This is a genomic window from Nonomuraea dietziae, from assembly GCF_014195505.1.
Lineage (GTDB): Bacteria > Actinomycetota > Actinomycetes > Streptosporangiales > Streptosporangiaceae > Nonomuraea > Nonomuraea roseola.
Map to the genome: position 1 here is coordinate 141923 of NZ_JACIBV010000002.1, position 14063 is coordinate 155985.

A 14063-nucleotide genomic window follows, 5' to 3' on the forward strand; every position below is an offset into this window, starting at 1 on the left:
CGGAGCACTCCACATGACCACCATCGCACTGATCACCGGCGCCACCAGAGGCATCGGCCACGCCACCGCCAAGCTGCTCGCCGAAAGCGGCGTCACCGCGATCCTCGGCGCACGCGACGCCGTACGAGGCAAGGAGGCCGCCGAGCGGCTCGGCCTGCCGTACGTGCGGATCGACGTCACTGACTCGGCCGGCGTCCGCGCAGCAGCCGCGTGGATCGAACAGGAGTACGGCAAGCTCGACATCCTGATCAACAACGCCGGGATCACCATCGCCGACGGCCCGCCCAGCTACGCCACGAGCGAGGAGGCCAGGCGGGTCTACGAGACCAATGTGTTCGGCGTGATCGAGGTCACCCACGCGATGCTGCCGCTGCTGCGCCGCTCACCGGCCGGACGGATCGTGAACGTCTCCAGCGAGCGCGGCTCGCTCGGCCGCGCCCTTGACCAGGGACATCCGCTGTGGCGGATGCTCAACCTGGCCTACACCTCCTCCAAAGCCGCCATGAACATGATCACCGTGTCGTATGCCAAGGAGCTGTGGGCACCGATCAAGGTCAACGCCGTAGACCCGGGGTGGGTCAGAACCGACATCGATCACGGCACTGGGGCCAAGAGCCCCGAGGAGGGTGCCGTGCCGATCGTGGCCATGGCACTGCTCGGCCCTGATGGCCCCACCGCCGCTTTCGTCCAGCACGAGGGCCCTCTTCCCTGATAGTCCCCGAAGGAGACGGCGGCTGACGGTCACCCGCTCAGCCGCGGAGCCTTGACGCCTCGGGTGACGTGCGGGTTGGCCGGCTGTGACGGTGGCCGGCTTCATCGGCGGCGGCGGGATCTCGTGGTTCAGCCACGGCTCCGGCTGGGTCGCCGACTCGGTGTGCGCCTTCAAGATCGTCGATGCCGGCGAGGGCGTCGACCAGGTCGAATGTCTCCGGAGTCCGGGCGTGCCGGCCGCAGCGTCACGGTCGCAGTTCCTCTCCTCCGGCTACGTCACACCGCTGACGCAGCACAGCAGACAAAGGTGACCGCGAACGCACCGGTCACCCTTCCCCGCGCCATCCGTCATGCCGGGGACCAACACTCACTCAGGAAGGGTTGCCGACGATGAGCAGGATGGATGTCCACGGAACGGTCGCGGACGGGTTCGAGCAGGTGCGCGAGGCGTTCGCCGCGGTGGTGGCCGAGCAGGACGGCCAGGTGGGCACGCAGCTGACCACCTACGCGCACGGCCGGCGGGTGGTCGACCTGTGGGCCGGGGACGAGGTGAGCGGTGAAACGCTGACCGGGGTGTACTCCTCCACCAAAGGTGCCGCGACGCTGGTGGCGGCGGTGCTGGTGCAGGAGGGTGTCCTCGATCTCGACGAGCCGGTGGCCCGGCACTGGCCGGAGTTCGCCGCCGCAGGCAAGGACGGGATCACGCTGCGGGACGTGCTGACTCACCGTTCCGGCGTCATCGGCGTCGACGGCGGGCTGTCGGCGGCCGAACTGGCCGACGACGTGGTGATCGCGCGCCGCCTCGCCGCGCAGCGGCCGTACTGGCGACCGGGCTCCGCCTACGGCTACGGCGGGTTCGTCACCTACGCCATGGTGAACGAGGTGATCCGGCGCGCCACCGGCCAGTCGCTGCAGCAGGTCTACGACGAGCGCATCCGGACCCCGTACGGGCTGGACCTGTACCTGGGGCTGCCCGAGGCCGAGGAGGGCCGGTTCCGGCCGATCGAGGGGTGGACGGCCACCCCGGAGCAGGAGGCCGCGTTCTGGGCGAACGTGCCCGGACCGCACAGCATCCTCGGCATCGGGTACGGGCTCAACAGCACGCCGCCGCTGGACCAGGTGGCTTTCGCCAACACCCGCGCCGTACGCGCGAACGGTCAGGCCTCGGCCGGCGGCGTGGGCAGCGCGCGCGGCCTGGCCGGCCTGTACGCGGCGGCCGTATGGGGCATCGACGGACGACCGCCGCTGCTCAAGCCGGACACCGTCGCCGAGTTCGCCCAGCTGCACTCCGTCGGCGCCGACCTGGTCCGCGGCGGCCAGGGCAACTACGCGCTCGGTTTCCAGGCCAAGGGCCTGCGCTACCCGTTCCTCAGCGCGAACGCCTTCGGCCATGACGGCTCGGCCGGCTCGGAAGCCTTCGCCGACCCGGTCAGCGGCATCGCCTTCGGCTACACCCGGCGCCGCTTCGGCTTCGGCTGGTCCTATCCCGAACACGACCTGCTGGCCGCCGCGGTGCACGAAGCCATCACCATCTGAAGGGCCTCACATGAGCACGCACACCACTCCCCGTACGGAAAGAAGCGGCCTCGCCCTGCTGGTGATCGCCGCCGCGCAGCTGCTGATGGTGATGGACGGCACCATCGTGACCGTGGGCCTGCCCGTCATCGGAACCGGGCTCGGCATCGCCGAGGCCGACCTGGACTGGGTCCTCACCTCGTACGCCCTGGCCTTCGGCGGCCTGCTGCTGGCCGGAGGCCGCGCGGGCGACCTGTTCGGCCGCCGCAGGATGTTCCGCGCCGGGCTGGTCGTCTTCCTGGCCGCCTCCCTGCTGGGCGGCGTGGCAGGCAACGGAGGCGTGCTGATCGCCGCCCGCGTCCTGCAGGGCGTCGGCGCCGCGATCGTCGCGCCGGCCGCGCTGTCCCTGCTCGCCGACACCTTCCCCGCCGGACCGCTGCGCAACAAGGCGCTCGGCGTCTACGGCGCGATGGGCGGCCTGGGCTCGGTCGTCGGGCTGCTGCTGGGCGGCGCGCTGACGGAGTACCTGGGCTGGCGATGGATCATGTTCGTCAACATCCCCATCGCACTGCTGGTCCTGGCCGGCACCTTCGCTGTGGTGCCCGGCAGCCGCGGGCGCGGCGGTCTCGACCTGCCCGGCGCGGTCACCGTGACCCTGGCCCTCGGCTCGCTGGTCTACGCGATCAACCGGGCCGGCTCGCACGGTGTCGGCGACGGGCTCACCCTGGCCTTCGGCTCGGCTGCCGTCGCGCTGCTGGTCGCCTTCGTCCTCATCCAGCGCGGCGCGCGCGACCCGATGCTGCCCTCAGGCGTGCTCGCCGACCGTGGCAGGCTCGGCGCCAACCTGGTGATGCTGCTCATGGGCGCCGGGCAGCTGGCCACCTTCTACTTCCTCACCCTCTACATGCAGACGATCGAGCAGTACACGCCCATGATCACCGGTCTGTCCTACCTGCCGTTCGCCATCGGCATCGGCATCGGCTCCGGCGTGGTCGGACCCAGGCTGCAGGCCCGCACCGCCACCCGGACCGTCCTGGCGATCGGCATGGCGGTGGCGGCCGCGGCGATGGGCTGGTTCAGTCTCCTCGCCCCGGGCCAGAACCCCCTGCTCGTGCTCCTGCCCGCGCAGCTCGCCGGAGGCATCGGCCTGGGCATCGGCTTCGTCGCGGCCACCATCGGCGGCGTCCACGGCGTCGCACCGCGCGACTCCGGCATCGCCTCCGGCCTGGTCAACACCAGCCAGCAGATCGGCGGCGCCCTCGGCCTGGCCGTCCTGGCCGGCATCGCCGTCGCCGCCACCACCGGCCAACCGCAGGGCACACCCCTGCCCGACGCGCTCACCAGCGGCTACACCGCGGGCATGCTCGGCGCGGAGGCGTTCTATCTGGCCGCCATCCTCACCGCCGTGCTGCTCCTGCGGCCGCGCCCTGCGAGCCGGAACGCCGAACCCCTCGGCAGCGCCTCCCGGTGAGATCACCGGTCACCTTCACGCCCCGCGACCCGTCAGAACAGCGAAACACCGTTCAGGAAGGAACCTCATGACCACCATCGAGCAGCACAACCGCCAGTCGCGTCTCCCCAACCCCGCCGTGCTCGTCCCCGAGCTCAAGGACATCGGCGGCGCCCTGTACAAGGCGACAGGGAACGGCACGATCCCGCAGACCACCATCAGCCTGGTACAGCTGCGCGCCGGCCAGATCGCCGGCAGCACGTACCTGACCGTCCTGCACACCGGCAACCTCCGCAAGGCCGGCGCCAGCGAGGAGAGCATCACCGCCGTGGCCTCCTGGCGGGACGCGCCCTACTTCACCGCCGCCGAAAGGGTCGCGCTGGAGCTGGTCGAATCGGTCCTGACCCCGAACCCGTCCGGCGAGCGCGTCCCCGACGAGCTGTACGCCCGGGCGTCCGAGCAGTACGAAGACCAGGCGCTCGCCACGCTCATCATGGCCATCGGCCAGGTCTGCTTCTTCCTCCCCCTGGCCCTCATCGGCAAGCCGCTGCCCGGCCTGTCGCCGGCGGAGCAGTGGAGGAAGTAACACCCACCCACCAAGGGCCGCGCTCGGGGTGAGGCTTCTCACCCCGAGCCCCTCCGCCCCTGTTGGAACCAGCCGGTCTCCATCGACATCCGCGAATCCGGCCTGTGTGATCGGTAGCGCACCGGGGCTCACTCTGGACCATCCTCCGGGTCGCACAGCCCCCGGACACCCACCAGGCCGTGTCGGGCAGCGCGAACGACCGGCGGCATCTTCGCCGCGAGCGGGTAGCCCGCCGTACATCTTCTTTGCCTCGGCGAGCGCGCCCACAGCGGCCCTCCGCCGAGACGCCCACCCGGCTTCGGCGACATCAAGAAGGCACGCGCTTCCCACCCCTGGACTGACCTCGCACCGTACCGTCACGAAAGAAAGACCCCTCATGAGAGTCAAGGCATCCCTGATCGCCCTCCTGGCCGCGCTGCCCCTGGCCACCGCGCCGCTGCCCGCCGCCGCGGACGGCGGCAGGTGGGGCGGCGGGTGGGCGACAGCCGTCCAGCAGCCCACCGCCACCCCCTGGTTCCCCAACTGGTCGCAGCAAGGCTTCGACAACCACTCCGTCCGCCAGGTGATCAGAACCTCGGTAGCCGGCACCCACCTGCGCATCCGGCTGTCCAACGCCTACGGCACCGCCCCGCTGCGGCTGACCGGAGCCAGCATCGCCAAGCCCGCGATCGGCGCGGCGGTGCGTCCGGGGACGATCCGGCCGCTGACCTTCGCCCGCTCCGCCTCGGTGACCGTGCCCGCCGGCGGGCAGGCGGCAAGCGACCCCGTCCGGCTCCCGGTCCGCGCACTGGAACAGCTCACGGTGACGCTGTACTTCCAGGGAACCACCGGCCCTGCCACCTTCCACAGCATCGCCATGGCCACCTCCTACCGCGCCAAGGGTGACCAGGTACGCGACGCGGGCGGCGCGGCGTTCACCGAGACCAGCCTGTCGCGTTACTACCTGTCCGGGCTCGACGTGTCCGGCAGGAAGGACACGGTCGTCACCTTTGGCGACTCCATCACCGACGGATACGGCGCCACCAACGACGCAGACGACCGCTACCCGGACCGGCTCGCCGAACGCCTGGCCGCCTCGGGCACACCGGTGCTGAACGCCGGGATCGGCGGTAACCGGGTGCTCAACGACTCGGCCTGCTTCGGCGAGAAGGCCACCGTCCGCTTCCGGCGCGACGCGCTCGCCCAGCCCGGCGTGCGCACCGTGATCGTCCTGGAGGGCATCAACGACATCCTGTTCGCGCAGGACACCTCCGCCTGCGCCGCGCCGAACCCGCGGGTGAGCGCGAACGAGCTGATCGACGGCCACCGCGCCCTGATCCGCGCCGCCAAGTCGCGCGGCGTGCGGGTCGTCGGCGGAACCCTGCCGCCCTTCAAGGGATCGGCCCTCTACAGCGAGTACGGCGAGAGCGTGCGCCAGGCCGTCAACCACTGGATCCGCACCGGCGCCGAGTACGACGCCGTCGCCGACTTCGACCGCGCGCTGGCCAATCCGGACCCGCGCCATGCCGGCGAACTCCTGCCCGCCTACGACAGCGGCGACCGCCTGCACCCGAGCCCGGCCGGCTACCAGGCCATGGCCGACGCCGTCGACCTGTCCACCGTGACCAGCCGGAGATGACAGTGATCGAGATCGACCTGCACGGCACCGAAGCGGACGGACCCACCGCTCCTGCCGCCCCCGCACTCCTGCCCGGCCGCGAGAACACCTTCACCTGGAGCACCTGACATGAACCTGAATCGACGCAAGCTGATCACGATCAGTGCGGCGCTGGCCGCGACGGGCGGCCTGGCCGCGACCGCGAGCCCGGCCTCGGCCGCCATCGGGCCGAAGCTGCCCGACGACGCCGAACTGGCCGCCTCACTGCCCGGCGGTTTCCGCAGCGCCCACGCCTACGTGAACGGGATCCGGCTGCACTACGTCACGGGAGGCGCGGGTGAACCGCTCGTCCTGCTGCCCGGCTGGCCCGCCACCTGGTGGAGCTACCACAAGGTCATGCCGGCACTCGCCCGCCACTACCGCGTGATCGCCGTCGACATCCGGGGCATGGGCGCCTCCGACAAACCCTCGGGCGGCTTCGACAAGAAGACGATGGCGCGCGACGTTTACGAACTGGTGCGCAAGCTCGGCCACCACCGCGTCAACATCGCCGGGCACGATATCGGGGCGATGGTCGCCTTCAGCTTCGCGGCCAACCACCCGGCCGCGACACGCAAACTCGCGTTGCTGGACGTGCTGCATCCCGACGAGAGCCTCTACCAGATTCCGATGTTGCAACGGCCAGGCGGCGACACGCACATGTGGTGGTGGGCGTTCAACCAGGTCCAGAGCCTACCGGAGCAACTACTCGCGGGCCGATCGCGGTTTCTGATCGACTGGCACTACGGCATCGGGCTCGTCGACCAGGCCTCGGTGACCGACCGCGACAGGGCCATCTACGCGCGCGTCTACGACAGGGCCGAGGCCATCCGGGCGGGCAACGGCTGGTACCAGGCCTGCCATCAGGACATCCAGGACATGAAGACCTACGCCAAGGTCAACGCCCCCGTGCTCGGCCTGGTCGCCCCGGACACCCGCCCCTGGTTCGAGGGCACACTGCCCCACGTCGCCACGGACGTCCGCGGGATTGTCACCGTGGACAAGGCGCTGCACTGGCTGTGCGAGGAAGATCCCGAACTGGTATCCCGGTCACTGGCCCAGTTCTTCGCCTGACGGCAAGCATGCTCGCCCGGCTGCCGACGACTCGGCATGTCACCATCGTTCAGTCGGAAGGTCGAGCCGGTGGAGCTGGAGACGGCCGCCTCCTGCCCCACCCACCCCCGCAGCCTCAGGAAGCGTCACGGTTCAGGTCTCGCCTTTCGCGCAACCGCTCGAGGCCGGCGGACCGGTAGGTGTCCATCGGTGCGTTGAGCGGCCCGAGAGGAGGGCGCCTGGTCCGCCCTCACCCTCGACCGGGGGAGCCGGCGGTTCCAAGTAGCTCCCATGACGCCCGTGCAGTCGCGGTGATCAGGCGGCCACGCCGCGGGCGATGTAAAGGTTCATGTCGGTGAAGTCGACGGTGATGTTGTAGGGCTTCCAGAAGCAGTGGGAGAACCAGCCCATCGTGTCGAACCCTGTCCCATAGGGCCAGGGCACGTTGACCGGCTGGTTCGGGTTCGTATAGGAGTAGACCTCCTTGGCGACGGCGTTGCCGAGGCGGATCTCCTTCGGGTAGCAGGGGTAGACGACGGCCGGGTGGCTTTGGGCGAAGGTTCCGACCTGGCGGTCGTAGTCGGTGCGGATACCCAACTGCTCGGCCGTTTCCCCGCGCATGCCCGCGGCGATCTCGCTGCCTCCGCCGAAGTTCACACCCACCACCCCTGTGCGGGAGCCGGCGACGCCGGCGAAGCTGCCCGTGCTGTGCAGGTATTGCTCACGGGCCAGCCACAGCGGCAGGGGTTCGGCGCCCGCCCGTGTGGCGGCGGCGTGTGCCTTCCCGGCCGTTTCGGGGGTGCGGCGGCGCAGGATCAGTTGCCGGCCCGCGTAGTCGAAGGTGGTCAGCAAGTGGTAGAAGACCCACGTGCCGATCAGGCCGTCACTGTCGGTGTCGACATCTCCGCCCGACTCCGTCGCCGACCAGCCCACCGGGATGTTGCGCAGTTCGATGCCGCCCAGTTTGAAGGAGTCCAGCATCCCGTAGTGCGCCCATATGGAACCGCCCTCGAAATCGATCTTCTGACTGGCGACGGGGCTCAGCCCTGCCTCCTTGGCCACCGACGCGCGCATGCCCAGATTCGGGGCGCCGGTGTAGAACGAGAAGCGCTTCGTCGGCCCGCCGTTGAGCGAAACCTCCACCAGCGGCATCGGGTCTGTCTGCTTCCACGGCACCCGCGCGGTCTGGCCGTGGACCTGATACGCCTCGCCGCGGACTGCCGCGAACCACTTGGCGTAGCTGTCCTCGCCGGCCGCTTTCCAGTGGGGGACGGACAGGCCGAATTCGTCCTGCCGGATGTAGCAGTCGGCCAGGAAGTGGTTGGCGTCCTTGTCGTCGGGCGCCAGCTGGAGGGCCATCTTGAGGTATTTTTCAGCGACCGCGAACCGATTGGCCAGCAGCGCTACATAGCCGCGCCGGCGGGCCGCGTGCAGGTTCTTGGGGTCCTTTCTGAGGATCTCCTCGTACGCGCGGCCGGCCTGCTCGAACTTTCCGGCCTTGAACAGCGCGTCCGCGTCGGCGCTGTCGGCCAGCGCCGTGGCCGCCTCACCCAGCAGCGGCACCGTCGCGGCCGCACCGGCCAGCACCGCGGCGCCTCGCAACACCGAACGCCGGTCCCATCCCCCGTCATTCACCAACACCTTCTCCTCTCGTGATCACCTTCGCCGGAACCTTGTGTCCACGGACGGTCACCGCAGCCACCCGCTTGGTCGGCCCGTTCGGGTTCGACCAGTCGACCGGTACGGTCACCGTGCCGCCGCAGTCCACCTCGGGCTTGTCCGGAGACGGCTTCCAGTCCACGGTGGACGGCGCCGCGCTCGCGGTGCTGATGATGCCGACGGACCCGGCCGCCGCCACGGCGGCTGCCACGCCTGTGCGCATGACTGCCTCCTCAGGCTGCTTCACGACGTAGGGTCGCCGGCCCGACGAGCACATCCTGCGCGTACGACGGGCTCGCGCCGACAGTGATGCGCTGTGGTCCATGCCTCCACTGAAGACGGAAGACTGTTGCCGTGACGTATGCGTTTTTCGATACGCCCGCGATACACGAAATCCCGGCCTCAAGGAGGCCTGGGGGGATCGGCGCCGATTCCTGCTGTTCCCGGTCGAGCGAGGGCGGGGTGTCCCCGGCCGACTCGGCCACCGAGTACGGCATCGGACGCTCCACCATCCACCGCATCACCCACAGGCGGGAGACCTCCAGGTAGGGCGCTCACAGGCCGAAGCCGGACCGTCGTGGGTTCCGGCCCCGTGCACAGCCGCGACTTGCTGAGGAGCCTGGTACAACGCCCGCCCTCAGTGCAGTCGGTAGACCTGCGCTTCGAGCCAGGCCACGCATCGTTCGATCTGTTCGCGGCTCAGCCCGGTGGCTTCCTCCAACTGCTCAACGGTGAGCGCTTCAGACCTGTCCAGGGCTCTGGCCATCTTCCCCGCCCACAGTTCCTCGTCGACGAAGGGACGATGGCGGTAGTGCTCCTGCAGCGCGGCGAGATGCTCACGGCTGCAGCTGGTCAGGAAGCGCTGGCCGTCGCGTGCGGGGTCGCTGGCGTGCGTCACCGAAGAGTCCGGTGCCATGCCGTGGACCTCCATCCCCTCATGGATCGCCATGCCACACCAGCCGCATAGCTGAGGTCCTTCCGGCTTCTCGCTGTCCATGCCTGCCGCCTACCCGCACAGGTGTGCGGCAGCAGCCCCCTTTTCCCCTGTCAGGCAAAGTCTTGAGGGGCGGCTAAGGCCATCGTCGTGGGCACGTATCCGTCGAGCAGGTGCAGGTCCGGGCCGCACACGGAGTTCGCGATGACCCTGACGAGCGCGTACTGTCGGGTCCGGCACACCCTGAACGGCCACCCCCGTTGAGCCCGGCCCAGCGCAGCGCCCTCATCGAGCTATGTGTTCAGCATCGCTGGTGAGCGCCATGGGGCACTGCTGTCGACACCTGGCTCTGAGCGGTTGTGCTTGTCGTTGGCGGCGAGGACTGCGCGGATGTGCAGCTCCTGCCCGCGCCGAGGAGCACGAACGTCCACACAGCCGTCAGCAGGGTCACGGCGAGCAGAACGTAGACCAGTTCCCGCGTGCTGATCCGGCAGGCGAAGCGTTGCGGACCAGTGGTCGATGCGGCGGCCTCCAGTGCGTCGAAACGGCGGCTGAAGGCCCGGTCCTGGTGGATCAGATCCAGTTCGATCTCGGCCAGAATCTGGCGCTCTCTATGGGAAAGTGCCACGGTGTCACCTCCCTGGCGGGCAGCCTTCGAATGTCATGACGCGTCCGGCTTCCGCACGGCTTCCTCGCCCTCCAGCGCGCGAAACGATCGGTGCGGGTAGTGAAAGTCGAAGGCGGGCCGCTCGGACCGGATGGACGGCATGCTGGTGAAGTTATGCCGCGGCGGCGGGCAGGAGGTCGCCCACTCCAGGCTGTTGCCGAATCCCCACGGGTCGTCGACGGTCACCCTGGGCGCTTTGCGGGCGGTCTTCCAGACGTTGTACAGGAACGGCAGCGTCGAGGCGCCAAGGAGGAACGCCCCCACTGACGAGATCTGGTGCAGCGTGGTGAATCCGTCCCCGGCACTGTAGTCGGCGTAACGGCGCGGCATGCCAAGCGCTCCCAGCCAGTGCTGGACGAGGAAGGTGGTGTGGAAGCCGATGAACAAGGTCCAGAAGTGCCACTTGCCCAGCCGATCATCCAGCATCCGGCCGGTCATCTTCGGCCACCAGAAGTAGAAGCCGGCGAACATGGCGAAGACCACGGTGCCGAAGACCACGTAGTGGAAGTGGGCGACGACGAAGTAGGTGTCGGTGATGTGAAAGTCGAGCGGCGGCGAGGCCAGGATGACGCCGGTCAGGCCGCCGAGCAGGAAGGTGATCAGGAAGCCGACCGCGAACAGCATCGGTGAGGCGAACGTCAGGTGGCCGCGCCACATGGTGCCGATCCAGTTGAAGAACTTCACGCCCGTCGGCACCGCGATCAGGAACGTCATGAACGCGAAGAACGGCAGCAGCACCTGCCCGGTGGGGAACATGTGGTGGGCCCACACGGTCATCGACAAGCCCGCGATGGAGATGGTGGCCCCGACCAGGCCGATGTAGCCGAAGATGGGCTTGCGGCTGAAGACAGGGATGACCTCGGTGATGATCCCGAAGAACGGCAGCGCGATGATGTAGACCTCGGGATGGCCGAAGAACCAGAAAAGGTGCTGCCACAGCATCGGGCCGCCGGTGGCCGGGTCGTAGATGTGGGTGCCGAGCTTGCGGTCGGCCTCCAGCGCGAGCAGCGCGGCGGCCAGCACGGGGAAGGCCATCAGCACGAGCATGCTGGTCAGCAGGACGTTCCAGGTGAAGATCGGCATTCTGAACATCGTCATGCCGGGTGCGCGCATGCACACGATGGTGGTGAAGAAGTTCACCGATCCGAGGATGGTTCCCAGACCGCTCAGAGCCAGCCCCATGATCCACAGATCCCCGCCCATGGTCGGGCTGTAGGTCATGTCCGACAGCGGCGTGTAGGCGAACCAGCCGAAGTCCGCCGCCCCGCCGTTGACGAAGAAGCCGCTCACCGCGATGACGCCGCCGAACAGGAAGAGCCAGAAGCTGACCATGTTCAGGCGGGGGAAGGCCACGTCGGGTGCGCCGATCTGCAGCGGCATGATGACGTTGGCGAACCCTGCGAACAGCGGGGTCGCGAACAGCAGCATCATGATCGTGCCGTGCATGGTGAACAGCTGGTTGTACTGCTGCGCGCTGACGACCTGCAGCCCGGGTTCCAGCAGCTCCGCCCTGATCACCATGGCCATCACGCCCCCGAGGGCGAAGAAGACGAAGGAGGCGATCAGGTACATGTATCCGATGACCTTGTGATCGGTCGAGGACAACCAGTTGGCGATCACCGCGCCTTTGCGGCGAGTCCTGGCCGGAGCGAGTGGCGATGTGAGCGGCTCGTCCGCGGTCGGCTTGTGAACGGTCATCCAGCACTCCCCCTCCGCCACTGTGGCGGGTCTGCGATCACCTGCTACGAGCGCGAGACCTCATCGCGGGGCTACCCCGCCGACCTGGCCCTATGCGTCCTGAGCTGCGGTATCGTCCATATATTGATCAGCCATCTACCTGGTGTTGTCCTTCGGCGGCTCACGCGGGTGCGGCGAGGACACGACCGGTTGGGGGCCGCGCCAACCCTGTCCAGGTAGCTACCGCTGGGATGTGACCTCCGATGACTTGGCGCCGCCTACGGACGCGATGGGCGCCATCGTCTCGGTGTGCGCATGAGGTTCGCCGCCGATCCGGCTTTTCACGCATCACCTCCGCGAGACCGGCCTCGGCTGGGAGCGGAACGGCCGAGGGCCGGATCTGGATGGCGATCAGGCCGCGCAGGTAGCGGCAGGGCTTTGCCAGCGCGCCGGTTCGAGTCCGGCGCTGTAGCGGCCCGCCTTTCCGGCGGCCTGGCGCGGCCGGACCAGCTCTGCTCGACGCCTCCCCGAGCAGGATCGACACCTGGAACAGCCCATGAGGCAACCGCGTGATGTCCCTTCGGTGGGGTAGGGGGTCGAGCATGCTGAGGAGCGCGCTGTGGCAGGGGATGCTGGCCGGACTGGTCGGGACAGCGGTCATGACCGCAGGTGAGAAGCTGGAACAGCGGCTGTCAGGTCGCCCAGACTCCCACGTTCCGGCCAGGACCCTGGAGCGGCTGATGGGTCTTCCAGAACGGCCTCGGCAGCAACCCCGTGCGCTCAACCTGGCCATGCACTACGGCCAGGGCGCGCTGCTCGGGATACTGCGTAGCCTCATGGCCCAGGTGGGGCTGCGAGGGGCATGGGCGTCGACGATGTTCTCGATGGTGCGGCTGACCAACGACCAGATCCTGGAGAACGCCACAGGGGTGGGAGCCCCGCCTAGCACTTGGCCTCGTGGCGAGCTGGCGGTCGACCTGCTGCACAAGACGGTCTACGGGTTCGCCACCGGCGCGGTCAGCGATGCGCTGGCTGCGCGCGAGGGGATGGGTCCGGGCCAGCGTCATGCTGCGATACGGCCGGGCCGCCACCACGGGGTCCGCCCGGCGTCCCGCTCGGCCGGTGTCTGAACTTCTGCGATGACGGTAGAGATGCGTTGTAGCGCGTCCGAAGTCGCGTAACGACAAAGCTTGACGGTACTCACTGATCGATCCGCTTTCCATCCGACCTTCCGTAGGCACCGCGCGATCGTCACACCGGCCATGGAGGGGAGGGCCAGGGCCACCGAGGTGGACGGGCCTTGCTCGAGGAAATCCTGCTGCACAGCGCGCCAACCCGCGATCCATGATCGGCGTCGACGATCGCGGCCGGCTGATGCTCGTCGTGGTGGACGGCCGCCAGGCCGGATACAGCGAAGGGCTCGGCATCGCACAGACGGTTGAACTGATGATGAAGCGGCTCGGCGCGGTGGAGGCGATGAACCTCGACGGCGGCGGATCGAGCATCATGGCCACTGCCGGCACGGGCATCGTCAACCGGCCGTCGGACGCCACGGGCCAGCGCTCGCACGGCAACGTCATCCCGGTCAAGCCGTAGCGGACCGTGGATCGGTCGCCCGAGAACCCTGGCTCTCGGGCGACCCGCAGCCCGCGGTGGCCGCGCTCCCCCGCACCACCGGTGGCGGCCTGACACGCCTTTCCCGGTGGCCTGGGCTATGGTCGGCCCTATGACGGGACCGTGGAGAACGCCACAAAGGTCCATCGCGTTCGCCGGCGTGATGGGCCTGGTCCTGCTGTCCCTGGCACTGGCCGGCGTTTCGGGCTGGGCGAGCGGCGGCCCCGCAGTTGGGCAGATTTCGACCTCCGGTCCGGCATGGAGCCTGGTCGGGTGGGACACCGAACTGTCCGCCCTCCCGCCGCAGGCGGGCGGCGCCCGCGAGCACCACGTGCTGTCGCTGTGGCCGCCCGTGCGCGGCGAACGCCACGGCACGCTCCCCCATCTGGCGCTGCTGCCGTCACCGGGCTCGGACACGGACACGCTCCGCGATCCCCAGCAGCTCGCGCACCGCACCGCGGGATCGCGCAGCCCGCCGCGCACCTAGCCGACATCTTCCCCGCCCGGCTCCGCGGCCACCCCGCTGCGGAGTCCGACCACGCATGCCGCACGCCCACCGCC

General features: G+C 69.2%; 15 protein-coding genes. 10 read left to right on the forward strand and 5 right to left on the reverse strand.

Going from position 1 to position 14063, the window contains the following annotated elements:
• The first annotated feature begins 13 nt into the window (after positions 1 to 13).
• The 7 genes from FHR33_RS43220 to FHR33_RS43250 all read left to right on the forward strand — a co-directional run bounded on the left by FHR33_RS43220 (position 14) and on the right by FHR33_RS43250 (position 6972).
• On the forward strand, positions 14 to 712 hold the full coding sequence (locus FHR33_RS43220) for an SDR family oxidoreductase (RefSeq protein ID WP_183660859.1): 699 nt from the start codon (positions 14 to 16) through the stop codon (positions 710 to 712).
• A 91-nt stretch (positions 713 to 803) separates the two neighbouring features.
• Entirely contained in the window at positions 804 to 1022 is a 219-nt protein-coding gene (locus FHR33_RS43225; protein WP_183660861.1) for a hypothetical protein, read from the forward strand.
• Positions 1023 to 1101: 79 nt separating this feature from the next.
• Entirely contained in the window at positions 1102 to 2247 is a 1146-nt protein-coding gene (locus FHR33_RS43230) for a serine hydrolase domain-containing protein (protein ID WP_183660862.1), read from the forward strand.
• A 10-nt stretch (positions 2248 to 2257) separates the two neighbouring features.
• Positions 2258 to 3697: an MFS transporter gene (locus FHR33_RS43235; protein ID WP_183660864.1), complete on the forward strand. Its 1440-nt coding sequence runs from the start codon at positions 2258 to 2260 to the stop codon at positions 3695 to 3697.
• Between the two features lie 67 nt (positions 3698 to 3764).
• Positions 3765 to 4262, forward strand: a complete 498-nt coding sequence (locus tag FHR33_RS43240) for a carboxymuconolactone decarboxylase family protein (protein WP_183660866.1) — start codon at positions 3765 to 3767, stop codon at positions 4260 to 4262.
• Between the two features lie 376 nt (positions 4263 to 4638).
• A complete protein-coding gene (locus FHR33_RS43245; RefSeq protein WP_183660868.1) occupies positions 4639 to 5880 on the forward strand; it encodes an SGNH/GDSL hydrolase family protein in 1242 nt (413 codons plus the stop codon).
• 108 nt (positions 5881 to 5988) lie between these two features.
• A complete protein-coding gene (locus FHR33_RS43250; RefSeq protein WP_183660870.1) occupies positions 5989 to 6972 on the forward strand; it encodes an alpha/beta hydrolase in 984 nt (327 codons plus the stop codon).
• 294 nt (positions 6973 to 7266) lie between these two features.
• On the opposite strand, the gene FHR33_RS43255 is transcribed toward FHR33_RS43250, so the two are convergent.
• The 5 genes from FHR33_RS43255 to ctaD all read right to left on the reverse strand — a co-directional run bounded on the left by FHR33_RS43255 (position 7267) and on the right by ctaD (position 11909).
• The gene (locus FHR33_RS43255; RefSeq protein WP_183660872.1) at positions 7267 to 8592 is read right to left on the reverse strand and encodes an aspartyl protease family protein; all 1326 of its coding nucleotides are present in this window, start codon (positions 8590 to 8592) and stop codon (positions 7267 to 7269) included.
• Positions 8579 to 8833 carry a hypothetical protein gene (locus tag FHR33_RS43260; RefSeq protein ID WP_183660874.1) on the reverse strand — a complete coding sequence of 85 codons (255 nt, stop codon included), beginning with the start codon at positions 8831 to 8833 and terminating at the stop codon, positions 8579 to 8581. Before FHR33_RS43260 ends, FHR33_RS43255 begins: the two co-directional genes overlap by 14 nt.
• Positions 8834 to 9247: 414 nt before the next feature.
• The gene (locus tag FHR33_RS43265) at positions 9248 to 9607 is read right to left on the reverse strand and encodes a hypothetical protein (protein ID WP_183660876.1); all 360 of its coding nucleotides are present in this window, start codon (positions 9605 to 9607) and stop codon (positions 9248 to 9250) included.
• Positions 9608 to 9845: 238 nt separating this feature from the next.
• Positions 9846 to 10172, reverse strand: coding sequence for a DUF3040 domain-containing protein (locus tag FHR33_RS43270; RefSeq protein ID WP_183660878.1), 327 nt, complete (start codon positions 10170 to 10172; stop codon positions 9846 to 9848).
• Between the two features lie 33 nt (positions 10173 to 10205).
• On the reverse strand, positions 10206 to 11909 hold the full coding sequence (ctaD, locus tag FHR33_RS43275) for an aa3-type cytochrome oxidase subunit I (protein ID WP_183660880.1): 1704 nt from the start codon (positions 11907 to 11909) through the stop codon (positions 10206 to 10208).
• A 581-nt stretch (positions 11910 to 12490) separates the two neighbouring features.
• Between ctaD and FHR33_RS43280 the strand changes: the two genes are divergently transcribed.
• From FHR33_RS43280 to FHR33_RS43290, 3 genes are all read left to right on the forward strand, one after another.
• The gene (locus tag FHR33_RS43280) at positions 12491 to 13018 is read left to right on the forward strand and encodes a hypothetical protein (protein ID WP_183660882.1); all 528 of its coding nucleotides are present in this window, start codon (positions 12491 to 12493) and stop codon (positions 13016 to 13018) included.
• A 91-nt stretch (positions 13019 to 13109) separates the two neighbouring features.
• Positions 13110 to 13484: a phosphodiester glycosidase family protein gene (locus FHR33_RS52255; RefSeq protein ID WP_312896102.1), complete on the forward strand. Its 375-nt coding sequence runs from the start codon at positions 13110 to 13112 to the stop codon at positions 13482 to 13484.
• Between the two features lie 130 nt (positions 13485 to 13614).
• Positions 13615 to 13989 (forward strand): hypothetical protein, encoded by a 375-nt coding sequence (locus FHR33_RS43290; protein ID WP_183660886.1) that lies wholly within the window; start codon positions 13615 to 13617, stop codon positions 13987 to 13989.
• The last annotated feature ends 74 nt before the right edge of the window (positions 13990 to 14063 follow it).

Bases quoted from the DNA above. Each gene is read 5' to 3' on its own strand.
- FHR33_RS43220 (WP_183660859.1), top strand. From the start codon at position 14: ATGACCACCATCGCACTGATCACCGGCGCCACCAGAGGCATCGGCCAC.
- FHR33_RS43230 (WP_183660862.1), top strand. From the start codon at position 1,102: ATGAGCAGGATGGATGTCCACGGAACGGTCGCGGACGGGTTCGAGCAG.
- FHR33_RS43235 (WP_183660864.1), top strand. From the start codon at position 2,258: ATGAGCACGCACACCACTCCCCGTACGGAAAGAAGCGGCCTCGCCCTG.
- FHR33_RS43240 (WP_183660866.1), top strand. From the start codon at position 3,765: ATGACCACCATCGAGCAGCACAACCGCCAGTCGCGTCTCCCCAACCCC.
- FHR33_RS43245 (WP_183660868.1), top strand. From the start codon at position 4,639: ATGAGAGTCAAGGCATCCCTGATCGCCCTCCTGGCCGCGCTGCCCCTG.
- FHR33_RS43250 (WP_183660870.1), top strand. From the start codon at position 5,989: ATGAACCTGAATCGACGCAAGCTGATCACGATCAGTGCGGCGCTGGCC.
- FHR33_RS43260 (WP_183660874.1), bottom strand. From the start codon at position 8,833: ATGCGCACAGGCGTGGCAGCCGCCGTGGCGGCGGCCGGGTCCGTCGGC.
- FHR33_RS43265 (WP_183660876.1), bottom strand. From the start codon at position 9,607: ATGGACAGCGAGAAGCCGGAAGGACCTCAGCTATGCGGCTGGTGTGGC.
- ctaD (WP_183660880.1), bottom strand. From the start codon at position 11,909: ATGACCGTTCACAAGCCGACCGCGGACGAGCCGCTCACATCGCCACTC.
- FHR33_RS43280 (WP_183660882.1), top strand. From the start codon at position 12,491: ATGCTGAGGAGCGCGCTGTGGCAGGGGATGCTGGCCGGACTGGTCGGG.
- FHR33_RS43290 (WP_183660886.1), top strand. From the start codon at position 13,615: ATGACGGGACCGTGGAGAACGCCACAAAGGTCCATCGCGTTCGCCGGC.